The organism is Sulfurimonas sp. (assembly GCF_019429335.1).
Classification (GTDB): domain Bacteria; phylum Campylobacterota; class Campylobacteria; order Campylobacterales; family Sulfurimonadaceae; genus Sulfurimonas.
In genome coordinates this window covers 1-22787 of record NZ_JAHYJB010000003.1, presented here as the reverse complement: position 1 = coordinate 22787, position 22787 = coordinate 1, and the positions used below count along the sequence as shown (strand labels likewise).

Here is a 22787-nt window from a genome sequence, read left to right as displayed (position 1 = left end):
GTTTTAGTTTATACATCTAAAACTTCTTCAAATAGCCCAAAAGCTCGCTATCGAGTTGATACTTCTTGTTCGCAACTTCATCTATGCTTTTGTACTCAAAATCTTTTTTTGTGTAGCAGACGACACTCTCATCTTTGTCGCCAAGTAGACCGTCAATTGCGTGGTTTACGAACTTATATGCCATAAATCTGTCGTAAATTGTCGGATTTCCGCCCCTTTGCGTATGCCCTAAGATTGTCACTCTTGACTCCAGCCCAATCTTCTGCTCAAACCACTCTGCAATCTCGTTTGACTCCTCTTTTATCCCCTCTGAGATTACGGCAATAAAATATTTGCGCCCGTTTTTTATCTGCTCTTTAAAATTTTCTTCATACTCTTTTAAATCATACTCTATTTCAGGTATTAAGCAGAGTTCCGCACCGCTGCATAGAGCTGAAACAAGAGCTAAATATCCGCAGTTTCTTCCCATAGTCTCTATCACAAACGCTCTTGAGAAGGAGGCTGCCGTGTCTCTGACGTTATCGATTGAGTCCTTGATAACATTTAGCGCAGTATCTACTCCCAAGCAGTACTCTGTGCCGTTTATGTCATTGTCTATGGTAGATGGAATGCCGCAAAATCTTATCCCATGCTCTTTGTAAAATAGTTCCATTCCTCTAAAAGAGCCGTCACCTCCAAGAACTACTAACATGTCGATTTTAAGAGCATCAAGATTGTTTTTGGCAACTTCTCTAAAGCCTTTCTCCATAAATCTTCTGCTTCTGGCACTCCCGATTATAGTTCCTCCGCGGTTGATTATTCCGGCTACATGTTGATGGGCTGCTCTGTATATTTTATTATCAATCAGACCTTCAAAACCGTCATATACAAAATAGGGTGTCAAACCATTGTGTATTGAATACTCCACAAAATGTTTAAGGGCTGGATTCATACCGCTAACATCGCCGCCGGAACATAAAATAGCTATATTTTTCATTTCATCTCTCTTTTTGAAATATATTTCATAACTATACGAGTGAACGATTCTGCAACGGAAGGGTCAAATTTCTCTTTTGCAATTTGGGGTACCCACCGTGAAGCCTAAGCGAGTGAGTATAAGTTATGAAAAAAGTTAGTTTACCATCTTCTAATCTCAAATGAGATAAAATTTCATAATTTATTTTCACAAGGTCATTAATGAAAAGAGCATTGGTAAGCGTTAGCGATAAAGCAGGAGTGGTAGATTTTTGTAAATCTTTAGTAAAAAACGGTTTTGAGATTATCTCAACTGGTGGAACGTATAAAATATTGGCAGAAGAGGGCATAAAAGCTATCGAGATAGATGAGGTCACAAAATTTCCGGAGTGTTTTGAAGGGCGTGTAAAGACTCTAAACCCATACGTTCACGGCGGGATTTTACACAGACGTGATAAGCAGTCGCACTTAGATCAGGCAAAAGAGTTAGGCGTTGAAGCAATTGACTTGGTTTGTGTAAACCTCTATCCGTTTAAAGCGACAATTCTAAAAACTGATGACTTTGAAGAAATCATAGAAAATATTGACATCGGCGGACCTGCGATGGTTCGTTCGGCTTCTAAAAATTTTGAGAGTGTTATGATTGTGACTGATGTAAACGATTATGCAAAAGTTATAGATGCGATAGAGAATGAGAAAAATACGCTTGAGTTTAGAAGAGCTCTTATGATAAAAGCGTTTGAACACACAGCGGCGTACGACTCAATGATTGCAAACTACATGAACAAGCGTTTTAACGGCGGTTTTGGCGAAAAGCAGTTTATAGTCGGAAACAAAGTGATGGATACACGTTACGGCGAAAATCCTCATCAAAAGGGTGCATTGTATGAGTTTGACAAACACTACTCAAATAACTTTAAAACACTAAAAGGTGAAGCAAGTTTTAACAACCTGAATGACCTAAGCGGAGCTGTTAAGATAGCTTCTGCATTTGGAAGCGACAATGCAGTTTGTATAACCAAACATGGCAATCCGTGTGGTTTTGCTATAAAAGATACTCTTTTAGAGGCGTATATTGAGGCTCTAAAGTGCGACCCTGTTTCAGCATTTGGCGGAGTAGTTGCTGTTAACGGCGTCGTGACAAAAGAGTTGGCTTTAAAAATGAACGAGATATTTTTGGAAGTTATAATTGCAGGACGTATTACCGAGGAAGCGCAAGAGGTGTTTGCTTCTAAAAAGCGCATAAAACTCTTTGAAATGGGTCATGACAAATTAGTTCTTGCGAATGACGAGAAAGATTTTAAACATATCGACGGCGGTTTTGTCTACCAAGATGCGGATAGAGTAAATGACGATGAAGTAAAAAACGCAAAGCTAATGACAAAAAGAGAAGCAACAAGCCAAGAGAAAAAAGATATGGAGATAGCTTATAAAGTAGCATCTCTTACAAAATCTAACTGCGTTGTTTATGTCAAAAACTCTGCAATGGTAGCTGTTGGCATGGGAATGACGAGCCGTGTCGATGCAAGCCAATGTGCGCTTAAAAAAGCAAAAGAGATGGGGCTTGACGTAGAGGGTGCAGCACTTGCAAGCGAGGCGTTCTTCCCGTTTCGTGATAGCATTGACGCTGCAGCTGCCGCAGGTGTTAAAAGCGTAATCGAACCTGGCGGAAGCATAAGAGATGATGAGATTATAGAGGCTGCAAACGAGTTTGGCATGAGCCTTTACTTCTCGGAAGTTAGACACTTTTTGCATTAACATTTTTCTACATGTAAAGCTTTTTGCTCTACATGTAGATTTTTAATCATCTTAGCTATTTTATATAATCAATAATTTTCTTTTTCTCTTTTATTTCAACATTTTTATAGCTCTCTTGAATTTGCTCCGAAAATCTAACTATTTCATGCTCAAAACTTGAAACATAGCTATTTTTTAATTCCATTTTTGTCTCATTAATTGAACTTAAAATCTCTTCTTTTAGCTCTTCTCTATGCAATGTCTCATCAACCGCATTAATTGCTGCATCAGTACCAAACCAAAATATTGCTCCGCCAACAATAGCGCCAAGAGGGCTGCATATTATAGACCCAGGACCACAAAATAATCCGGCACTTGCACCGGCAACAGCACCTCCTGCTGAGGCTGCAAGTTTTGTACCTGCTTTTGCTCCTGATGTAATAGCCGTTTTTGCGGTAATCTTGGCAGAGACAAGAGCTGTAACTTTAGCTCCTATTGCCGCACCCACTACACCTAGTTTTATTTTTTGTTGCATGAAATTATTGTTTATCTCTTCTTTTATGCTGGCAAGTGCTTTAGAATTTAGTTCTAAATCCACTTGATCCGTAGAAATGGATTCTACAAAATCTTGATGATTTTTCATGCTATTCTCATAAAAATTCGTAATAATTTTTGAAGATTTTTCAAGTTTATCAAAAAAATCATTTCCAAGAAGTTTTTCATTTATATATTTGTCATAATCGCTAAATGCCATAGTTCCTAACTCTACGTAGCCGCCGACAAGTGAGTAGTGAAAGTCTAGAAAGTTCTCTATATTTTCATTGATTACTTTTTCAAAGAGCATATCTACTTCATCATCTATTTTGCTGTTTATTTTTTCTATTTGTAGATTTAGATTTTCTTTAATCCTTTCTTGATTTTGAGACAAGTTTTCTCTTATCCTCTGAGATGGCAATTCAAGCCATTTTTCAACAATAATCGGCTTTTTGTCCTTTTCATTTTCTTTTGAGGAACTACTGTTTATTTTGTATAGCGCAATTAAGGAAATAGCAATAAACACAATAAGAAACACAACTATCGTACCCCAAAAATATTTTTCATTTTTTGACATGTTAGATTTGGTAGTTCTCTTCTTGGTTTTTTTATTTTCTAAATTCTGGGAGTTATCTTCCATCGTCTCTCTTAATGATTTTATTTAATAAATATACGACCTGTACTATAAAACGATTTAAACCTAAAATGGCCATGGAGTTTATAAGCAAAAAACCTATCCATAAAATATTTTTACTGTTTTGCTCTTCTATGGCACTATTTGATTCTTTCATTAAGAACCAGACACGGCTCTCTATTTCAGTCTGTACTCTTAGAACAGTATCAATAAAGCCGCAATTTGAAGAGATGGAGTTTGTGGCTGCGTTGATTGTTTCTATTAAAGTTTCTCTCAGATATTGAGGCTCACTGCTATTTAAAAACAGATATGCGTATATGCAAAATAGCAGTAAAGCTGAAATTTTAACTGTTGTTTCTCTGGCAAAAATCTCTAAATGCGCATCATTAACAATGTTTGCAAAAAAGCTTAAAAAGAACCTGTATATTCCAAAAACTGCAGCTATAAAGATAATCAATAAGAGGTAAAAAAGAGAGTCAAAATTTATAGATATGTACATCAGTGTAAGCGAGTAAGAAATTGACAATAGAATAAAAATGATTGAAGTTAAAACAGGAGATGTTAGAATTTTTGAAATGAGTGTGCCTTTTTCAAAATAACAATCTCGAAAACATTTTTTCTGCTTCATTTTAATCTCTATATAACTAGAGGCAATGACAACAGTTACTATGATAGGCATCAATAAAGAGAAGCAACCTATCTTATAACTGTTTACCCATAATAACAATACTAAAAATATTACGGATATGGCACCTGCAACCTGCCTGATATCAAAGTAACCCATTTCTCTATCCATTCTCAATAATTTATACTTATAAATATTTGCCCTAAAAGAGACCATTATCCCATATAGCATTGCACTTTGTCAAGGTGTTTTTTTCTTTACCTTTTCATTAACCCATCTCAACTATAATTTTCAAAAAATCTAAGAGGAATAGATATGTTTAAAAGAGTCGGACTTTTTCTGCTAACAAACTTGGGAATAATGATTGTAATCGGTATTGTTGTCAATGTTTTTGGACTAAACAGATTTTTGAACGAAAACGGACTTAATTTAGTCTCTCTTTTTGTCTTCTCTCTGGTTGTCGGTTTTACAGGCTCTATCATCTCTCTTTTAATGTCAAAGCAGATGGCAAAGATGGCGGTTGGGGCTAGAGTTATTACAAACCCTGCAAATCAAGAGGAGTTTTGGCTGCTTGAGACCGTGGCAAGACTTTCTCAAAAAGCTGGCATAAAGATACCTGAAGTTTCAAGATATAGAGAGTATAGAGCCGATGAGGCAGGTGCATATTTATCCGGCAAAGAGAATATGATAGCTGCGCTGCAGGCCTTGGCGCGCTCAAAAGAGGAGCCTCATCTGCCAGAGCAGACAAAAGCTTTTGGAATAAACGGCAAGGGCTTGATGAAGCTCTTTAGTACACATCCATCACTTGAAGAGAGAATAGAGAAGCTAAAAAGACCGCAATAAGGTTGATTGACATCCACTCAACTCTTGTGATATAATCTCGCTTAATAAACATACTATAAATTTTAGGAAACAGTAATGAGCAAATCTTTATACGAAACACTTGAAATCTCTGAAAATGCAAGTGAATCGGAGATTAAAAAAGCATATAGAAAATTAGCAAGACAGTACCATCCGGATGTTAACAAAGACAAAGACGCAGAAGATAAGTTTAAAGAGATAAATTCTGCATATGAGATATTGAGTGATAAGAAGAAAAAAGCGCAGTATGACGCTCACGGCGACAACATGTTCGGCGGACAAAACTTCCATGACTTTTCACGCTCACATGGCGGTTCAGGGGACTTGGACGAGATATTAAGAAGTATGTTCTCAGGCGGCGGCGGATTTGGCGGTGGATTTGGAGGCGGCGGTTTTGGAGGAGGCTTTGGAGGCGGCGGTTTTGGCGGACAGCAACAGCCAAATCTTGATATAGAAACAAGCGTCACAATTGGATTTAACGTATCTATCTTGGGAGGTTCCCACTCTGTTGCGGTCAATGGAGAGAGATTTGACATTAAAATTCCAGCGGGTGTTAAAAGCGGAGAGAAGATGCGTGTTAAAGGTAAAGGACATGCTCAGGGAGGACGCGCGGGAGATCTATTTTTAAAGATAAACGTAGCGTCAAATCCTGACTATATAAGAGAGGAAGACGACCTTATTAAAAAGTTTGATGTGCCTCTTTATGCAGCTCTTTTTGGTGAAAAAATATCAGTCCAGACATTAGAAAAAGAGATAAAGCTAAAAATCCCTCAAAACACTAAAAACGGGCAGAGATTTCGCGTAAAAGAGATGGGAGTCATGAACCGCAAGACAAAACAGCGTGGCAATCTCTACCTTGAAGCAAATATAGTTTTGCCAAAAGTTGAAGAGTTAGACGAAAAGCTGGTAGAATTTATGAAAGATAAATTACCAAAGGAGTAGCCGATGATACACCAATATGACGAACCCGTATATTTGATTAGCATTGTTGCAAAGGTGCTGGAGATACATCCTCAAACGCTTAGACAGTATGAGAGAGAAAATCTTGTAACTCCTTCTAGGTCTAACGGCAAGATAAGACTATATTCTCAAAAAGATATAGACAGAATCAAGCTGATACTAAGACTTACTCGCGAGCTTGGTGTAAATTTGGCAGGTGTGGATATTATTTTAAGATTAAAAGAGAATGTTGACATTATGGAACAGGATATTTTGGAGTTAAGACAAGAGGTTTTAAAGGTAAAAAATTCCCAGACCGTATCACATGACAAAGCTTTGGTGACCAAAAAAAGCACCTATGAGATGATAATTTTTAAGAAGTAACTACTCTTTAAGTCTTACTATGTCCGCGCCCACATTTTGGAGTTTTTTCTCCAATGAGTCATATCCTCTGTCAAGGTGGTATATGCGGTGAACATTTGTTATTCCATCTGCTACAAGACCCGCCAAAACAAGTGCGCTTGAAGCGCGCAAATCAGTTGCCATCACGTCCGTTCCGCTTAGTTTTGATTTTCCGTTTACCGTTGCTACATTTCCGTTTAGAGAGATATCCGCACCCATTCTTTGAAGCTCGCTGACATGCATAAATCTGTTTTCAAAAAGTCTCTCTTCAATGATAGAAGTACCCTCTGCCTGAGTTGCAAGTGCCATAAACTGAGCCTGCATGTCGGTAGGAAACGCAGGGTACTCCTGAGTGACTATCTTAACTGCTTTTATAACATCCGAGGGATGAATCGTAATTGTATCTTCTGTTGTCGTAAATTTGCTGCCCATCTCTTGAAGCTTCGATAAAACGGCACCCAAATGCTTAGGATTTACGTCTGTCAATGTAAGTTCAGACCTTGTTATGGCTGCTGCACAGAGATATGTTCCAGCCTCAATACGGTCTGGAATGACGCTAAACTCATCAATATGTATAAGTTTTTTGTCTGTTCCCTGAATTGTCAAGACAGCAGTGCCGATGCCATCTATCTTTACGCCGTTTGCATTTAAAATTTCACAAAGTTGAACAACCTCAGGCTCTCTTGCTGCATTTGTTATAGTAGTGACACCCTCTGCAAGTGCTGCTGCCATGACAATATTCGCAGTTCCGGTAACAGTAATCTTGTCAAAAATGATATTGCACCCTTTAAGTCCATCTGGAGCCATAGCATGGATGTATCCTGCCTCTATGTTTATAACGGCTCCCATCTGCTCAAGCGCTTTTAAGTGCAAATCAACCGGTCTTTGCCCGATTGCACATCCGCCTGGAAGCGACACTTCGCAATGTCCGAATCTTGCTAAAATAGGACCCAATACAAGAATGGAAGCGCGCATAGTTTTTACAATATCGTAAGTCGCTTTTGTCTGCGTAAGAGTTGAGGTGTCAACGGTCGTTATATCCTCTTCCCTGTTACATTTTGCGCCTAAATTTGAGAGCAGTTTTAATAGTGTGTTAATGTCTGCAACGTGAGGCAGATTTTTTATGCTGACGCTGTTTTTTGCAAGTATTACCATGGCTATAAGCGGAAGAGAAGCATTTTTGGCGCCTGAGATTTTTATATTTCCATTTAGAGAATTAACTCTTTTAATTTGTAAGTAGTCCATTTCTCTCTTTTACCCTAGTTGTTTTTGGTGAAATTATATCTCATATATAAGCGATTTTAAATATAAGTTTGTAAAAATTTTGTAAATTCTTCTTTGGATATAGGCTTTGAAAAAAAGTATCCCTGAAGCTGGTTACACCCCATCTTTTTAAGGAGATTTGCCTGTTCCAAAGTCTCTACACCCTCGGCAACAGTGGATAGATTTAGAGACTTTGCCATTAGTATAATTGTTTGGGCAATTACCCTGTCATTGTTATCGGTTGTCATATCCATAACAAAGGATCTGTCAATTTTTAAAGTTTTTATCGGGAATTTTTTCAGGTAAAGCAAAGAGGAGTGTCCTGTTCCAAAGTCGTCTATTGCAATTGAGACGCCGATTGCGCTCAGTTCCGTTAATATTCTAAGCGTCTCGTTTAGATTATACATGGAGATAGATTCCGTTATTTCAAACTCAAGCTGAGACGGAGAGATATCGTGGGCTTTAATTATTGAGGAGATATAAGCGACAAGATTTACATCTTGAAATTGTCTTAAAGATAGATTTATAGCAATAACTAAGTTTGAAAATCCTAACTCTTTTAAAGCTTTTGCTTGTAAAACCGCATTTTCTATTATTAGGTATCCGAGTTCTATCATAAGGCCTGTGCTCTCTGCAATATATATAAATTCGTCCGGATAGATAAGTCCGTCTCTTTGGTGAACCCATCTCACAAGCGCTTCTGCACCTGTTATCTCATTTGTAATAGTGTCTATTTTGGCCTGATAGTAGACCTCTATGCCGTTTTTGCTTTTTATTGCTTCTGCTAAATCTTGTTCTATATTTAGACGCTTGCTTATGCTCTTTCCCATGCTTTGCTGGTAGAATCTGCAACAGTTTCTGCCGCTGTTTTTCGCATCATACATCGCGATATCTGCATTTGTAATTAAGTCATTGACGTTTTGTGCATGTTCTGGATAGATTGCAACGCCTATGCTTGTCGTTATATAGAGCTGGTGCGTTCCTATTGTGTGTTTTTGCTGCAAGGCGGCTTGAATTTTTTCGGCAATGTATTTTGCGTCTTCGACAGTTTTGATGGATGAGAGCAGAATAACAAACTCATCACCGCCAAAACGCGATACAGTATCTGCTTCGCGAACTTGCCCTTTAAGTACTTCTGAGATGTACATAAGCAGATTGTCTCCAACACCGTGACCGAGAGTGTCATTGATTAGTTTGAAATGATCCAAATCCAAAAACATTACCGCCAGTTTTGTATCATTTCTCTTTGCAAGCTGCATAGAATTTGTTATTCTGTCTTGAAGAAGCAGTCTATTGGCAAGGTTTGTAAGAGAGTCGTAGTATGCGAGCTGCTCTATTTTTTGCTTGTTTTCTATCTCGTTAGATATATCCATGCTTACTGCGGTGATTTTTGCAGAACCGTCCTGCTTTTTACGCACTTTCCCACTTGTTTGTACATAGATTTTTTTGTTGTTTGTGAGGTTGAGAGCATATTTCATATTGAACTGAGAGCCGTTTTTAATGGCATCTTCTAGTATAGCTACGACTTTTGGATAGTCGCAGTCATCCGTAAAGTTTAAAAAATCTTCCCAATGAACCTGCGTGCTGTGTTTTAGGCCCAGCATACGATAAGCTTCATCGCTTATGGTGAAGCTTTTTGTAACAATATTATACTCCCAGCTTCCAACTTTCGCAATTCTTTGAGCATCTTTTAGGTGGGCAGCCTTTTTATATACCTCTTCATTTAGGCTCTCCAAATTGTTTGCTATCTGGTCGAGCGGTTTTAGCGATTTATATAGAAGAAGAGATACTATGATACCTGATGACAACAGCCCTATTATAAGCTTTTCATAAAAGCTGCCGTATAGAAGAAAAAGTGCCAACATGGATATAAGAATTACTAATAGAATCACTACTTTTGCAATTATGGAGTGGATATTTAGCTTCATGTAATCTTTCTGTCAAATATTTGAATCTATTTTTTTTTGAGTGTATTATACATAATGATTGTCTTAATTGATGCTTTTAGATATAATTTGTCAAGAAAAGATAGGATAAACGATGAGTTCAGCCTTAGACAGATTAAAAACTTTAACAAATAAAATCTCCAGTTATGAGCGTGCCAGAAGAGATAATCTTGTGTTGCTGCAAAATCTATTTAATGAATTAAATATAAATCAAAAAGTTGAAGAGTTTGGCGAACTTTTTAATTATAAGGCGATAAATTTATCAGGGGCATCGCTTCTTAGCGAGAGTCTAGGCGAGATAAAAAAAGGGAAATATCTGCAGATATTGGCAATCGGCTATGACAGGGATGCGGTTGTTAAGAGTAAAAATGTCTCTCTTGGGTATTTTGGAAAAACTGAAAGTGTGGATGAGGAGCTGAAAAACAAGATAGTAGAGTTTATAATCCGCTTCAGGTTTGAGAAAAGTTTTATGACGCTTGAGCACTACTACACAATGTTAGAGCCCTTTAAACCAAATGAGTAGATTTTACGTAACTCTTTGGTATAGATGGGCAGTTCGCCTGACTATTTGCAGCCTCTTTTTTGCGCTGCTATTTTCATTTTTTGCGACACTATTTATATATTTTTTACGCGATATGCCGGAGTTTACAACTGAAGTATCGCTTGCGCTTTTTGAAATTTTTAAGTTCTGGTTTCCCATTTTTTGGTCGCTTGGCATACTTTTGGCACTCTTTAGAGGGCTGAAATATATATTTAACAGTTGCATAAACGGCATTGAGCTAAAACTTTTAACATGCGATGGTAGCCAGACGATAGAGGCTATCGGTTATGGAGATTTGATAAAAGTTTGGCGAAAGTGGCTTATGCTGCTTATTTGGCTTGTCGGCTCTTTTACAATTTTAGCTACTGTTTTTACAAATCTTTTTACCTCGTATAGCGGTCTTTTTGAGTGGTTTAACATCTACTGGCTCTACGGCTTCATACTTCTTGGAGGCTACATCTCTTTTATCATTATGAGTTCTAAGTGTAAAAAAATAAAGATAGTTGCATGTTGATTTTTTTGGACTTGGAAACAACGGGTTTAGAGAGCTCTGACAAAATATGTTCCATAGGCATCATAGGCGTTAAAGATAATGAGATTATCTCAATTTATGAGCTTGTAAACGAGGGCAAAAAAATCTCATCGAAAGCTTCTAGTATAAACCATATAACAAATGAGATGATTAAGGCAAAGCTACCGCTAAAAGAGAGCATGGCATGGAAGTTTTTGCAAGAACACAACAATGAAGATGCAACCATAATAGCTCATAATGTAAACTTTGACATAAAAATGCTCCTTGGTGCAGGTTTTATCTGGCATGGCAAAATAATCGACACGCTAAGAGGCACTAAACATCTTATTCCTGAGTGTGAACAGTTCTCTTTGCAGTTTTTAAGGTACGAGCTCAAACTCTACCAAAATGAGAAAAAAGAGGCAGAAGTTTGCTCCTTGAAAGAGAGTAGCTTGAGTGCGCATAACGCGCTTAGTGACGCTCTATGTGTAAAACTTCTATACGACTGCCTAAGAGAGATGAAGAGCCACGAAGAGCTAATAGCTCTAAGCTTTAAAAATGTACTTTTGGAGAAGTTCGATTTTGGAAAATACAGCGGTCGCTATATAGAGGAGATAAGTATGTTTGACAGAGGATATCTGGAGTGGATGGTTATAAATATCCCAGATTTGGATGAAGATTTGAAATACAGCATAAATAGATATTTAAACCCAAAATCTAATTTTTGATGTGTTATACTTCTTCCAAAATGTATAAGGAGTGTTTTTGAGAGTAGCCGTTGAGTGTAAATCACCGCTTTTGCAAAAATCACTGGAGCTTTTTCTCGGCAAGCATCTCAGTACACTTAAAAATTGCGATATCGCAATAAGAGATGCTAGATGCCTTGATGATAAGAGATGTTTTTATATCTCCTCTTCAAAAGATTCAGATTTAGTTAAGCCGTTTTCAAAATCGCAGCTTTTTTTGGCACTTGAAAACAGATATAAAAGTCTCAATAAAGGAAATCTGTACTCATTTCCAAAATCAAATGAAGACGAAGAGAGTGATTTTATTGATGATGAGCAGCCTGATTTTGAGATACTGCAAAAGCGCATAGAATCACTTACAAAAGAGTACCAAGAGAATATTTTAAAAGCGGTGCGGGCATTTTATGAAAAGTAGTCCAATAACAAAAAAGATAGTATCTGGCAAGTTTAAAAATAAAACTATAAAACTCCCCTCAAAAGCAACTACAAGAACTTCAAAAGCGATAGTACTGGAGTCGTTCTTTAACACGATTCAGTTTGAGGTAATCGACGCTAATTTCGTAGAACTCTTCTCAGGAAGCGGCTCCATCGGGCTTGAAGCCCTTAGCCGCGGTGCCAAAAAAATTATCTTTATGGAAAAAGATCATGAAGCGCTAAAGGTTTTAAGGGAAAATGTTGCTCAAACTGACCCATCTGCATGTGAGGTACACGGCGGCGATACGTTTGCAAACATAGCATCTGTTATCAAGAGTCTTCAAAGAAGAGGCGAAGATGCATATTTTTATATTGACCCTCCTTTTAGCATAAGAGAGGGGATGGAGGAGATATATGACAAGACAATCTCTTTAATAGCATCTCTTCCGAAAGAGTGTGTAAAACTCATCATTATAGAGCATATGAGCGGACTGGAGATACCAAAAATCATAGGTCCTTACACCATAAAAAAATTCAAAAAATTCGGCAATACATCGCTGACCTACCTAGAGAGTGAATAAAGTGGAATAAAGTTTGCTACTTATCGCTATATTCAAGGATTAGCGATGAGAACATTTATTCTATTTTTACTTACTTTTACTACTCTATATGCTACTAAGATAAGCGATGTCGCAAATATAGTAGGGGTAAGAGACAATCATCTTATCGGATACTCACTGGTCGTTGGTCTTCAAAAGACTGGTGACGGTACCACTTCAAAGTTTACTCTCCAATCAATTGCCAACATGTTAAAAGCTATGAATATTGACATGAAGCCAATTGATATTAAGTCAAAAAACGTGGCAGCAGTTGTCGTGACGGCTGAACTTGCTCCGTTTGCAAGACAGGGTGACAAGCTAAACATAACCGTTTCATCAATCGGCGATGCAAAGTCGCTTGAGGGCGGAACGCTTCTTATGACTCCATTAAAAGGGGTTGACGGCAAGATATACGCACTTGCTCAGGGAGCTATCAGTATCGGCGGAAGAAATGGGCAGGGCGGGGGAGATTCACACCCTACGGCAGGCATTATTTATGACGGCGGATTGGTTGAGAGAGAGATAAGTATTGATTTGTACAATCAAGAGTTTGTAACACTCTCTCTAAGAGACGCAAATTTTAAAAACAGCGTATCAATCCAAAAAACCGTTAATGATTTTTACAGCACTGAAGTTGCGGTGGCAATGGACTCTAGAACCGTTAAATTGAAAAAACCGCAGAATAAAACAATGATAGAGTTTTTGGCTGAGGTTCAAGATATCGACATGGACTACAATGTAAAAGAGAGGATAGTAATTAACGAGCGAACGGGAACAATAGTCTCGGGCGTGGGAATAGCTATCAAGCCTATTATTATGACTCACGGCGATATAACCATAAAAATTACTGAGCAGGAAGATTTAAGCAGACCGGCCGGTTCAATGGTTGTGGATGAAAATATGGTAATAGGACTTAATGAAAATGAGCTTTATACAAAATCAGGAACGACAACAGTTGCAAATCTGGTTCGCTCACTTCAAAAACTAGGTGCAACACCAAAAGATATAATCTCAATCCTTGAAGCTATGAAGAGTGCGGGAAGCATCTCTGCTGAACTGAAGTTGATTTAATGCAGGGCGCTAATTCTATAAATCTACAAGCTGCTTTTTTATCGCAGCAGCACATGATTCCCAAAATAGATGAGAAGGCAGAAAATGCTGAGCTAAGAGAGCAGACTGACGCTTTTGAGTCTGTTATCCTTAAAATGCTTATGGATAATGCGATGCAAAATGAAAAAAATCTTTTCTCTGAAGCAAACGACCCAGGAGATAAGATATATAAATCTATGTACAGAGAAGAGCTTGCAAAAGCCAGTGCAGGAGGGTTTGGATTTTCTCAGATGCTTTACGACTTTTTGAGCGAAAAGCGTTAATATTTTTCTTTATTATGCCGATATAGTTGAACAGAATTATAGTGACAAATGAACGAAAAAAGGATGGGTTATGATTCCACAAATAAATAGCGCGGGCATCCGCACTGCATACGCCAGCAATTTTGGCGAGAGCAAGGAAGTTGTGCAAAAAAATGGGGCTAGCGTCTCAAAACAGGGTGACACAAGCAAGGTTGAACAGATAAGAGAAGCTATCGAGTCTGGTGAATATAAAATAAATCTACAAGCTCTTTCAGAGAAGATTGCCGAAGAGTTGATGTAGTTTTTTAAACAAAGGGAAGGATTATATTATGCTGTCATATCATTTACAAAGTGCATTGGGCGACCTCAGAGATTTAATAAAAATTACGGAGTCTGATGTAGAAGATATAAAAGTGGCAAATAACAATCCTCAATTTGAAAGACTAAAACTCAAAGAGGAGAAGCTAAAGAGCTTTGAATCTAAAAAAGCGATGATAGACCATGAAATCTCATCTTTGATGAGTGCAAATGGGGATGTTGATTTGCCGCAGCTTCTAAGCGAAGAGCAGCACCAATATCTTTTAGAGCTAAAAGTGGAACTCTCAAACCTTCGTGATGTAAATAAACGTTACGCAAGACTAGTGCTTGCGGTAAGTAATCTCTACAACACCTTTTTAGAGAGATTGGTTCCGACAGAGATGCAGGGCTATAATAAAGTCGCTTCAAAAGAGTCTACCTTTTTAAAAGTGAGAGTATAAGATGGCATCAATATTTAACACTTTAAATATCGGCTACACCGGTCTTGCGGCAGCGCAGCTCGGGGTCAGTACTACAAGCCATAATATAGCAAATGCTGAGAGTGAAGGGTACTCTAGACAGAGAGTTGTAACGGCTGCAGCCATGCCTATTTTTTCCGCTCCGGGAAATGTCGGCAACGGTACCCAGATAATGGATATTGCCAGAGTATTCGATAATTTTGTTTATGACAGATATACTGGAATTTCATCCGACAAAGAGTATTCTGATTTTACAAAAGGTACCCTTGAGACGCTATCGACCTATTTTCCTGAGATTAATGACGTCGGGATAAAGTCTGATTTAAAAGAGTACTACAATATGTGGCAGACGTTTGCGGACAATCCTGACAATGATGCCATAAAATTGGCGCTTGCTAAGCAAGCTGAAATTCTCACTAGCAGTGTTGCATCACTGCAGAGCAAAATAACAACTCTTCAGTCAAGCCTCAACGAACAGATAAAAGTCGGTATTGCAGAGGTAAATTCTTTAGCCCAAGAGTTGGCGACCGTAAACAAAACAATAGAGGTTGCCGAGGCTGGAGGGGCTTATGCGGCAAACGACCTAAGAGACAAGAGGAATTCTATTGAGCTGAGTCTCTCAAAACTAATCGGCGCAGAGTCATATATAGGCATGATTCAATCAAATACTGGGGTAAGCAGCTCGTCTAATGAGGGGTTTGGAAGCTATACGTTAAGTATTAACGGCTTTAATATAGTCGATGGCGGCTCATATCATCCGATACACATATCAAGTAGCAATAACTCAAACGGATATTACGAGCTTTCATATGAGAGACAAGACGGTGTCTTGATATCAATGGATGAAGTTATTTCAGGCGGAAGAGTCGGAGCCATCTTAGACCTAAGAGGCGATAAGATGGGTACTGATTCTTCAGGAGTACCTACAAACGGTGCTTTGCAAAAGGTTATAGACCAGATGGATGCGTTTGCGACTACGTTGATTGAATCCACAAATAATCTTTATGCTTCGGGTGCAACAAGTAGGATGGAGTCAAACACCGTTAATATAACAGGGGCTCAATCGCTTGTTCACTCGCCGCTAAATATAAAAGAGGGCTCTTTTGATATCGTTATATATGATATTGACGGAAATGAGACGGCAAGAAGAACTATAAATATTAATCTGACTACATCAATGACAGGCGTTGCAGGTTCAAACTCGATACAGGGACAAATTATTGCTCAGGGTGACGATAACTCTGATGGAAATGCAAACAACGATGTGGACGATTTTATACAGTTTAACTGGGCAACATATGCAAGTGGCGAGAATGCTGTTGAAATTATTATGGATTCTGTATCCGCGGCAAAAGGATATAAATTTGCTATAGAAGATAAGCTTCAGGGTGACAAGTACGATTCTGGCTCAAATTTTGCCGGAGCATTAGGGCTAAGCAGATTTTTTGATGGAAACAGCGCTGGAAGCATGCAGCTAAATTATCAATTGAAAGAAAATCCTACTAAGATTAGTGCAGGAAAAGCTCCTATTACCGGTGACAACAGATTGTCAATGAACATGATTCAGCAGCAGTTTGAAGTTTATAAGTTTAAAGTTGGCACTATTCTTTATGAATCAACAGTTTATGGGATGTTTGACGTAGTTGCAACTGAAGTTGGAGTAAGAACAAACGAAGCGATATTAAACAATCAAACAATTACGGCACTATTTAATGCAACCGAGCAGGAGTACGCTTCTGTTTCAAAGGTGAGCATAGATGAAGAGCTTACAAATCTCATAAAATACCAAACATCATACGGTGCCGCTTCCAAGGTGATAACAACGGTTGATCAGATGATGCAGACACTCCTTGGAATCAAGCAGTAATTTTTAGATGCCTAAATTTAGTATTTTTATACTTGTTTTTGTCTTTTTATTCTCTTTTTTAGGCTCAGCAATTTATCAAGTTGATGCCTACGACCTTGATAATAGCGCTATCTTGCTTCCGCCGTCGTTTGAGCATTTTTTGGGAACAGACAGGCTTGGAAGAGATATTCTTGCAAGATTGATGGAGGGCGGAAAAGTTTCGCTTATTATCGGAGTGGGGAGTGCGTTTATCGCTTCTGTAATCGGGCTTATTTTAGGCTCGATGGCTGGGTACTTCAGAGGTGGTGTGGATAAGAGCTTTATTGTTTTGGTTGACCTATTTTTAACATTTCCAACTTTTTTTCTTCTTCTAGCACTTGTGAGTTACGTAAACGCTTCTGCATGGGTTTTGATTGTTATTATTTCCATCACAGGATGGATGACGACCGCAAGGCTTATCCGCTCTGAGAGCTTTAAAATAACCTCTCAGCCATATATAAAAATACTAAACATCGCAAATGCAAGCAAGCTGAAAATACTTTTTAAATATTACGCTCCGCTTCTCGCACCCATCTACTTTGTCAGCTTTACTTTTGGAGTGGGCGGTGCCATACTTGCAGAGTCTGGGCTTAGCTTTTTGGGACTAGGAATAGTTGCACCGCAGATGAGTTGGGGAACGATTCTCAGCAGCGGAAAAGATGTTGTAGAGATTGCGTGGTGGGTCAGCTTTTTCCCGGGTCTTATGATATTTTTGGTCACGTTCTCACTTATAAATATATCAAATTATCTTCAGCAGTTAACCAATAAAAAAGAGATTCAGTAAAATCTACATGTAGATTTTAAATAAGTGAAACAAAAGAGCAAAATAGATATACTTCTCCATACAAATTTAGGATAAATTATGATTTTAATGATTGATAATTATGACAGCTTTACCTACAATATCGTTCAGTATTGCAGAGAGTTGGGGGCTGATTTGAAGATAATTAGAAATGATGAGCTCAGCGTTGAAGAGATAGAGGCTCTTCACCCTGAAAAAATCATAATTTCTCCAGGTCCTGCAACTCCTGATGATGCGGGCGTTACTCTAAAAGTAATTGAGCACTTTAAAGATAAAGTGCCTATTTTAGGCATATGTCTTGGTCATCAAAGCATTGCACAGGCTTTTGGTGCAAAAGTTGTGCGGGCTAAAAATATGATGCACGGCAAAACATCCACTATGAGACGCACAAAAGATTGCGAGATATTTAAAGATATTCCGCAGGAGTTTATCGCAACCAGATATCACTCTTTGATAGTGGAGAAAAATTCTCTTCCTGACATTATAGAGCCGACTGCATATAGCACCGACGATGATGAAATAATGGCGCTTAAAGTCAAGGGCAAAGAGATTTACGGCGTGCAGTTTCATCCTGAATCAATTATGAGTCAGTACGGGCACGAGATGATTGGAAACTTTTTAAAAATATGAACACAAAACTCATCCTGCTCTTAATTTTGGGATTGGATGCACTAATGCTTATATTTCAGATTGACGAGTTGTCAATCTCCTACAATGAGGCGCTGCTTTTAGGCGGTGATTTCTCATTTTTGCAGCTTATTATAAAATCTTCTATATCTGTTTTTGGTCAAAACGATTTTGCCCTGCGATTTCCAATGATAGTGTTGCATATATTAAGCGCAATACTGCTTTATAAAATTTCCGCAAAATATCTACATGTTGAGAGAAACAGACTCTGGCTGCTCCTTGTTTTTGTGCTTTTACCGGGGGTTATGAGCTCGGCAATTATAGTAAACAGCGCAGGCATAATTCTTTTTGGACTGCTGCTTTTTGTCTATCTGTATGAAAATTATCCTATATCGTTTATCTATCCGCTGCTTATTTTGTACATGTTTGTTGACGGTAACTTTGTCTATCTTTTTATGGCGCTGGTACTATTTTTTATCTACAAAAAAGAGAGACAACTTCTACTGTTTGGTATCGCGCTGTTGCTCTCTTCGCTTTTCATCTACGGCATTGACATGCACGGTTCACCAAGAGGCTATTTTTTAAATACGCTCGGGCTTTATGCCGCAATTTTTACGCCGATTATTTTTGTCTATCTTTTTTATGTTCTCTATAGAAGATATCTTACAAAAGATATGGATACGTTGTGGTTTATAGCAGCGACGGCACTTGTTTTTTCACTATTGTTGTCATTTAGACAGCGAATAGGCGTAGAGTTTTTTGCACCATATCTGATTTTGGCGCTTCCTCTGATTGGACAAACATTTGAGAGTTCATATAGAGTTCGTTTAAATATATTTAGAAAAAAATACAGGTTGGCATTTGTCATATCGCTCGCACTCCTGTTCACAAACTCTTCGGCAGTTTTTTTTAACAAACACCTGTATCACTTATTAGAAGAGCCAAAAAAACACTTCTCTTACAATTTACATGTAGCAAAAGAGCTCTCGCGGGAGCTTAAAAAAAGAGATATAAATTGTGTAGATACAAATATAAAGATGTCAAAAAGATTAGAATTTTACGGTGTAACAAAATGCAACAATTATCTGCTTGAAGAAAATTATATAAATTCAACAAATTTAGATAGTGTAACAATTAGTTACAAAAATAGACTAGTTTACTCTGCAAATGTTACAAAGATAAACATAAATTAAATCTATACAATACTTAATCTGTTCAAATGGTACTAGATTAGTTAACATGTGATAATATTTCATAAATATTAAAGACAGGGAGTTGCAATGGCTCAAAAAGCGATTAGAGAATTTGACGCAAAGTCAATTTTGGCTAAGCATTGGGATAAGTATTTTCCAGGTTTCACTTATGCATACGAAACAGTTATGGTTCAAAACGGATCAGAACTTACTAAGGGTGCTAAAGAAAAAGCATGGTTAAAAGAAAAAACGTTAGTTGCTAAACCGGATATGCTATTTGGTAAAAGAGGAAAGAATGGTTTAGTTCTATTTAGAGACACTAAACCGGGTGATGTATCTTTGGCTAAAGCGGCATCTTGGATTGATGAGAAATCGTCTGAAAAACAGTCGGTTTATTTTTCATTTGACGGCGACACTCCAAACGGCGAAGCTAAAGTAGACATGCTTACTCATTTTATCGTTGAGCCATTCACTCCGCACTCTCAAGAAGAGGAGTACTACATCTCTGCTACATGCGTTGGTGATGATGACGTTCTTTACATGTCTGCTGAGGGCGGTATGGAAGTTGAAGAGAATTGGGACAAAGTTATAGAAGTAGCATTCCCGATTACTGCAACAGAAGAAGAGATTGCAGAAAAAATCAAAAAAAACATCCCAAAAGATGTTGCAAAACATGATAAAGAAGCATTTGCAGAGTTCGCAGTAGGTTTCTTTAAAGCTTACAGAGAGTTAAACTTCGCATATCTAGAGATTAACCCATTTGTTCTTCAGGGCAAAAAAGTTGAGCTTCTCGATATGGTTGCAAAACTTGACGATACTGCAGGATTTATGATGAGAGAGCAGTGGGGCGATGTTGAGTACCCTACATCTTTTGGTATGGAAGAGAAATCTCCTGAAGTTTTAGCTATTGAAGATGCTGACAGCAAATCAGGTGCTTCACTAAAACTTACTATACTTAAACCTGATGCTAGAATCTGGACGATGGTAGCAGGCGGCGGCGCTTCAGTTGTTTACGCTGATACTATTGCGGATTTGGCTGGAATCGAAGACCTTGCTAATTACGGTGAGTATTCAGGCGGACCGACTACAAGCGAAACAAAATTTTATGCTGAGACAATTCTAGACCTTATGACAAGAAGCAAAGATGCAAAAGGCAGAGATAAAGTTCTGGTCATCGGTGGAGCTATCGCTAACTTTACGGATGTTGCAAAAACTTTTACGGGTATTATTCAAGCATTTGAAAATTACGCTGATAAAATGAAAAAAGTCGGCATAAAAATTTATGTTAGACGCGGCGGACCAAACTATGAAAAAGGTCTAAAAGATATTAAAGAGGCTGCTGATAGACTTGGTCTTTATATAGAAGTTTACGGACCTGAAACACATGTCACTGACATCGTGCGTATGGCACTAGCAAAGTAAGGAAAAGAGATGGCACAATTATATACTAAAGATACGCAAGCAATTTTTTGGAACAACAACTCAAGCGCTATTCAGAGAATGCTTGATTATGACTACACTATAAAAAGAAAAAAACCTTCGGTAGCGGGCATTGTCGCACCTACAAGCAGCTCTAAATTTGAGAAGTTTTTCTATGGACCGGATGAGATTATGATTCCACTGTATAAAAACAGTGCAGAAGCTAAAGCTGCTCAGCCGCAAGCTGATGTACTTTTAAACTTTGCATCTTTTAGAACTGCTTACGATGTAACTATGGAGGCGTTGGAGATAGGTGGATTTAAATCTATCATGGTAACGGCTGAGGGTATTCCTGAGAGATTAGCACGTAAAATGAATGCAACAGCTAAAGCTAAAAATGTTATCGTAATCGGACCTGCAACGGTCGGTGCAATAGTTCCGGGCGCATTTAAAATCGCAAATATCGGCGGCACAATTGAGAACATAGTTCAATCTAAGCTTCACCGTGCAGGTTCATGCGGACTGGTGACTCGTTCAGGCGGTCTATTTAACGAACTTTCAAATATCATTGCTATCAATGCAGACGGTATTGCTGAGGGTGTGGCAATCGGCGGAGATAGATTTGTAGGTTCTGTTTTCATTGATAATCTTCTTAGAATGGAAGCAAATCCTGAAGTAAAATATATGTTACTTTTAGGCGAAGTGGGCGGAACTGAAGAGTATAAAGTTATCGAAGCTGTAAAAAGCGGAAAAATTAAAAAGCCGATTATCGCATGGTGTATCGGAACTATTGCCAAGTATTATGACAGCGGCGTACAGTTTGGTCATGCTGGTGCATCTGCGAACGGTGACATGGAAACGGCTGAAGCTAAAAACAAGGCTATGAAAGAGGCTGGAATCCATGTTCCTGCATCATTCAACAATCTTCCGGAAATAATCAGTGCCGTTCATCATGAGCTACACGCAGAGGGTATTATAAAAGATATCAAAGAACCGGCTACCAATGTATGCCCAAGCGTGAGAAAATCTAAAGAGTTTATCTGTACAATTTCTGACGATAGAGGCGATGAGGCAACATATGCAGGCTTCCCTATCTCCTCTCTTGCAACTCCGGACACAGGAAAAGGAATCGGTGATGTTATATCACTTCTTTGGTTCAAAAAACAGTATCCAAAATGGGCTACGGATTTTATTGAGACTGTTATCAAGACAGTAGCAGACCATGGTCCTGCGGTTTCAGGTGCTCACAATGCAAAAGTTACAGCACGTGCCGGCAAAAGCGTTGTTGAGTCACTTGTAACAGGACTTTTAACAATCGGACCAAGATTCGGTGGTGCAATTGATGATGCTGCAAAATATTTCAAATATGCAAATGACAATAAGTTATCTCCTGCGGATTTCTTAAATCATATGAAAAAAGAGGGTATTCCTATTCCTGGTATCGGGCATAGAATCAAGTCTCTTAAAAATCCTGACTTACGCGTAGAGGGACTTAAGAAATATGCAGCCAAATCTTTCCCTGCTACTCCTCTTTTGGATTACGCATTGACTGTTGAGCAGTTGACAACGTCTAAAAAAGAGAATCTTATCCTTAACGTTGACGGTACTATCGGTATCTTAATGGTTGATATGTGGAGAGCGCTCGGATACAGTGAAGATGAGATAAGTGAGTTTATCTCAAGCGGTACTCTAAATTCATTCTTTATCGTTGGAAGAAGCATAGGATTTATCGGTCATGTACTTGATGAAAAACGTCTTGCAATGCCGATGTATAGACATCCAATGACTGATATTCTTTATGATGTTCAGGTAGCAGAAGAGATATAATCCCTTTTTTCTAACTTCAAGGAGAACTCTCTCCTTGAACCTCTCTGTCTCTCTCTTCTCTGCACAATCTTTATGTATAAGTTCAGAAACATATGGCACTCTCTAGAGGAGAACTAAAGAGTGAAAAATGCAAACAGATTATCTCTTCAACGGCATAAGAGGATATTCCAGATTTAAAAGATTTAGCTATCTTTTTGAGA

Annotated in this window: 24 protein-coding genes; 19 read left to right on the top strand and 5 right to left on the bottom strand. The window is 38.2% G+C overall.

What is annotated here, in order from left to right:
* Window positions 1-16 precede the first annotated feature (16 nt).
* Window positions 17-976 carry a 6-phosphofructokinase gene (locus K0A91_RS02075; protein WP_295007666.1) on the bottom strand — a complete coding sequence of 320 codons (960 nt, stop codon included), beginning with the start codon at window positions 974-976 and terminating at the stop codon, window positions 17-19.
* Window positions 977-1176: 200 nt separating this feature from the next.
* Here K0A91_RS02075 and purH point away from each other — a divergent pair, with 200 nt between their 5' ends.
* Window positions 1177-2712, top strand: a complete 1536-nt coding sequence (purH, locus tag K0A91_RS02070; RefSeq protein WP_295007665.1) for a bifunctional phosphoribosylaminoimidazolecarboxamide formyltransferase/IMP cyclohydrolase — start codon at window positions 1177-1179, stop codon at window positions 2710-2712.
* A 55-nt stretch (window positions 2713-2767) separates the two neighbouring features.
* Here purH and K0A91_RS02065 read toward each other — a convergent pair whose 3' ends face one another.
* Together K0A91_RS02065 and K0A91_RS02060 are read right to left on the bottom strand one after the other, a co-directional pair.
* Window positions 2768-3865 carry a hypothetical protein gene (locus K0A91_RS02065; protein WP_295007663.1) on the bottom strand — a complete coding sequence of 366 codons (1098 nt, stop codon included), beginning with the start codon at window positions 3863-3865 and terminating at the stop codon, window positions 2768-2770.
* Window positions 3855-4643, bottom strand: coding sequence for a hypothetical protein (locus tag K0A91_RS02060; protein WP_295007661.1), 789 nt, complete (start codon window positions 4641-4643; stop codon window positions 3855-3857). The genes K0A91_RS02065 and K0A91_RS02060 overlap by 11 nt, the downstream gene beginning before the upstream one ends.
* Before the next feature lie 156 nt (window positions 4644-4799).
* Between K0A91_RS02060 and K0A91_RS02055 the strand changes: the two genes are divergently transcribed.
* The 3 genes from K0A91_RS02055 to K0A91_RS02045 all read left to right on the top strand — a co-directional run bounded on the left by K0A91_RS02055 (window position 4800) and on the right by K0A91_RS02045 (window position 6668).
* Window positions 4800-5327, top strand: a complete 528-nt coding sequence (locus tag K0A91_RS02055; RefSeq protein ID WP_295007659.1) for a M48 family metalloprotease — start codon at window positions 4800-4802, stop codon at window positions 5325-5327.
* Between the two features lie 75 nt (window positions 5328-5402).
* Window positions 5403-6287 (top strand): DnaJ C-terminal domain-containing protein, encoded by an 885-nt coding sequence (locus K0A91_RS02050; RefSeq protein ID WP_295007657.1) that lies wholly within the window; start codon window positions 5403-5405, stop codon window positions 6285-6287.
* Window positions 6288-6290: 3 nt separating this feature from the next.
* Window positions 6291-6668 carry a helix-turn-helix transcriptional regulator gene (locus K0A91_RS02045; protein ID WP_295007655.1) on the top strand — a complete coding sequence of 126 codons (378 nt, stop codon included), beginning with the start codon at window positions 6291-6293 and terminating at the stop codon, window positions 6666-6668.
* On the opposite strand, the gene murA is transcribed toward K0A91_RS02045, so the two are convergent.
* Window positions 6669-7931 carry a UDP-N-acetylglucosamine 1-carboxyvinyltransferase gene (gene murA, locus K0A91_RS02040; RefSeq protein ID WP_295007653.1) on the bottom strand — a complete coding sequence of 421 codons (1263 nt, stop codon included), beginning with the start codon at window positions 7929-7931 and terminating at the stop codon, window positions 6669-6671.
* Window positions 7932-7987: 56 nt separating this feature from the next.
* The gene (locus tag K0A91_RS02035) at window positions 7988-9877 is read right to left on the bottom strand and encodes an EAL domain-containing protein (RefSeq protein WP_295007651.1); all 1890 of its coding nucleotides are present in this window, start codon (window positions 9875-9877) and stop codon (window positions 7988-7990) included.
* Between the two features lie 112 nt (window positions 9878-9989).
* On the opposite strand from K0A91_RS02035, the gene K0A91_RS02030 reads away from it, so the two are divergent.
* From K0A91_RS02030 to K0A91_RS01960, 15 genes are all read left to right on the top strand, one after another.
* Window positions 9990-10418: a hypothetical protein gene (locus K0A91_RS02030; RefSeq protein ID WP_295007650.1), complete on the top strand. Its 429-nt coding sequence runs from the start codon at window positions 9990-9992 to the stop codon at window positions 10416-10418.
* Entirely contained in the window at window positions 10411-10950 is a 540-nt protein-coding gene (locus K0A91_RS02025; protein WP_295007648.1) for a hypothetical protein, read from the top strand. The genes K0A91_RS02030 and K0A91_RS02025 overlap by 8 nt, the downstream gene beginning before the upstream one ends.
* On the top strand, window positions 10944-11675 hold the full coding sequence (locus K0A91_RS02020) for a 3'-5' exonuclease (protein WP_295007646.1): 732 nt from the start codon (window positions 10944-10946) through the stop codon (window positions 11673-11675). The genes K0A91_RS02025 and K0A91_RS02020 overlap by 7 nt, the downstream gene beginning before the upstream one ends.
* 37 nt (window positions 11676-11712) lie before the next feature.
* The gene (locus K0A91_RS02015; RefSeq protein ID WP_295007644.1) at window positions 11713-12108 is read left to right on the top strand and encodes a hypothetical protein; all 396 of its coding nucleotides are present in this window, start codon (window positions 11713-11715) and stop codon (window positions 12106-12108) included.
* On the top strand, window positions 12098-12688 hold the full coding sequence (gene rsmD / locus K0A91_RS02010) for a 16S rRNA (guanine(966)-N(2))-methyltransferase RsmD (RefSeq protein WP_295007642.1): 591 nt from the start codon (window positions 12098-12100) through the stop codon (window positions 12686-12688). The genes K0A91_RS02015 and rsmD overlap by 11 nt, the downstream gene beginning before the upstream one ends.
* A 45-nt stretch (window positions 12689-12733) precedes the next feature.
* Window positions 12734-13777: a flagellar basal body P-ring protein FlgI gene (locus tag K0A91_RS02005; RefSeq protein ID WP_295007640.1), complete on the top strand. Its 1044-nt coding sequence runs from the start codon at window positions 12734-12736 to the stop codon at window positions 13775-13777.
* On the top strand, window positions 13777-14079 hold the full coding sequence (locus K0A91_RS02000) for a rod-binding protein (RefSeq protein ID WP_295007638.1): 303 nt from the start codon (window positions 13777-13779) through the stop codon (window positions 14077-14079). Before K0A91_RS02005 ends, K0A91_RS02000 begins: the two co-directional genes overlap by 1 nt.
* A gap of 70 nt (window positions 14080-14149) precedes the next feature.
* Window positions 14150-14359, top strand: coding sequence for a flagellar biosynthesis anti-sigma factor FlgM (locus tag K0A91_RS01995; RefSeq protein WP_295007636.1), 210 nt, complete (start codon window positions 14150-14152; stop codon window positions 14357-14359).
* Window positions 14360-14387: 28 nt separating this feature from the next.
* Entirely contained in the window at window positions 14388-14816 is a 429-nt protein-coding gene (locus K0A91_RS01990; protein WP_295007634.1) for a hypothetical protein, read from the top strand.
* A gap of 1 nt (window position 14817) precedes the next feature.
* On the top strand, window positions 14818-16701 hold the full coding sequence (gene flgK / locus K0A91_RS01985; RefSeq protein WP_295007632.1) for a flagellar hook-associated protein FlgK: 1884 nt from the start codon (window positions 14818-14820) through the stop codon (window positions 16699-16701).
* Between the two features lie 7 nt (window positions 16702-16708).
* The gene (locus tag K0A91_RS01980) at window positions 16709-17503 is read left to right on the top strand and encodes an ABC transporter permease (RefSeq protein ID WP_295007630.1); all 795 of its coding nucleotides are present in this window, start codon (window positions 16709-16711) and stop codon (window positions 17501-17503) included.
* Window positions 17504-17581: 78 nt separating this feature from the next.
* Complete coding sequence (locus K0A91_RS01975; RefSeq protein ID WP_295007628.1) at window positions 17582-18151, top strand: aminodeoxychorismate/anthranilate synthase component II; 570 nt, start codon at window positions 17582-17584, stop codon at window positions 18149-18151.
* Entirely contained in the window at window positions 18148-19341 is a 1194-nt protein-coding gene (locus K0A91_RS01970) for a hypothetical protein (protein ID WP_295007626.1), read from the top strand. Before K0A91_RS01975 ends, K0A91_RS01970 begins: the two co-directional genes overlap by 4 nt.
* A gap of 87 nt (window positions 19342-19428) precedes the next feature.
* Complete coding sequence (locus K0A91_RS01965; RefSeq protein WP_295007624.1) at window positions 19429-20763, top strand: ATP citrate lyase citrate-binding domain-containing protein; 1335 nt, start codon at window positions 19429-19431, stop codon at window positions 20761-20763.
* Between the two features lie 9 nt (window positions 20764-20772).
* Window positions 20773-22587, top strand: a complete 1815-nt coding sequence (locus K0A91_RS01960; protein ID WP_295007622.1) for a citrate/2-methylcitrate synthase — start codon at window positions 20773-20775, stop codon at window positions 22585-22587.
* Window positions 22588-22787 lie beyond the last annotated feature (200 nt).

Bases quoted from the DNA above. Each gene is read 5' to 3' on its own strand.
- K0A91_RS01995 (WP_295007636.1), top strand. From the start codon at position 14,150: ATGATTCCACAAATAAATAGCGCGGGCATCCGCACTGCATACGCCAGC.
- K0A91_RS02025 (WP_295007648.1), top strand. From the start codon at position 10,411: ATGAGTAGATTTTACGTAACTCTTTGGTATAGATGGGCAGTTCGCCTG.
- K0A91_RS01990 (WP_295007634.1), top strand. From the start codon at position 14,388: ATGCTGTCATATCATTTACAAAGTGCATTGGGCGACCTCAGAGATTTA.
- K0A91_RS02075 (WP_295007666.1), bottom strand. From the start codon at position 976: ATGAAAAATATAGCTATTTTATGTTCCGGCGGCGATGTTAGCGGTATG.
- murA (WP_295007653.1), bottom strand. From the start codon at position 7,931: ATGGACTACTTACAAATTAAAAGAGTTAATTCTCTAAATGGAAATATA.
- flgK (WP_295007632.1), top strand. From the start codon at position 14,818: ATGGCATCAATATTTAACACTTTAAATATCGGCTACACCGGTCTTGCG.
- K0A91_RS02030 (WP_295007650.1), top strand. From the start codon at position 9,990: ATGAGTTCAGCCTTAGACAGATTAAAAACTTTAACAAATAAAATCTCC.
- K0A91_RS02045 (WP_295007655.1), top strand. From the start codon at position 6,291: ATGATACACCAATATGACGAACCCGTATATTTGATTAGCATTGTTGCA.
- K0A91_RS02055 (WP_295007659.1), top strand. From the start codon at position 4,800: ATGTTTAAAAGAGTCGGACTTTTTCTGCTAACAAACTTGGGAATAATG.
- K0A91_RS02060 (WP_295007661.1), bottom strand. From the start codon at position 4,643: ATGGGTTACTTTGATATCAGGCAGGTTGCAGGTGCCATATCCGTAATA.
- K0A91_RS01975 (WP_295007628.1), top strand. From the start codon at position 17,582: ATGATTTTAATGATTGATAATTATGACAGCTTTACCTACAATATCGTT.
- K0A91_RS01965 (WP_295007624.1), top strand. From the start codon at position 19,429: ATGGCTCAAAAAGCGATTAGAGAATTTGACGCAAAGTCAATTTTGGCT.
- rsmD (WP_295007642.1), top strand. From the start codon at position 12,098: ATGAAAAGTAGTCCAATAACAAAAAAGATAGTATCTGGCAAGTTTAAA.
- purH (WP_295007665.1), top strand. From the start codon at position 1,177: ATGAAAAGAGCATTGGTAAGCGTTAGCGATAAAGCAGGAGTGGTAGAT.
- K0A91_RS01970 (WP_295007626.1), top strand. From the start codon at position 18,148: ATGAACACAAAACTCATCCTGCTCTTAATTTTGGGATTGGATGCACTA.
- K0A91_RS01980 (WP_295007630.1), top strand. From the start codon at position 16,709: ATGCCTAAATTTAGTATTTTTATACTTGTTTTTGTCTTTTTATTCTCT.
- K0A91_RS02065 (WP_295007663.1), bottom strand. From the start codon at position 3,865: ATGGAAGATAACTCCCAGAATTTAGAAAATAAAAAAACCAAGAAGAGA.
- K0A91_RS02020 (WP_295007646.1), top strand. From the start codon at position 10,944: ATGTTGATTTTTTTGGACTTGGAAACAACGGGTTTAGAGAGCTCTGAC.
- K0A91_RS01960 (WP_295007622.1), top strand. From the start codon at position 20,773: ATGGCACAATTATATACTAAAGATACGCAAGCAATTTTTTGGAACAAC.
- K0A91_RS02005 (WP_295007640.1), top strand. From the start codon at position 12,734: ATGAGAACATTTATTCTATTTTTACTTACTTTTACTACTCTATATGCT.
- K0A91_RS02050 (WP_295007657.1), top strand. From the start codon at position 5,403: ATGAGCAAATCTTTATACGAAACACTTGAAATCTCTGAAAATGCAAGT.
- K0A91_RS02035 (WP_295007651.1), bottom strand. From the start codon at position 9,877: ATGAAGCTAAATATCCACTCCATAATTGCAAAAGTAGTGATTCTATTA.
- K0A91_RS02000 (WP_295007638.1), top strand. From the start codon at position 13,777: ATGCAGGGCGCTAATTCTATAAATCTACAAGCTGCTTTTTTATCGCAG.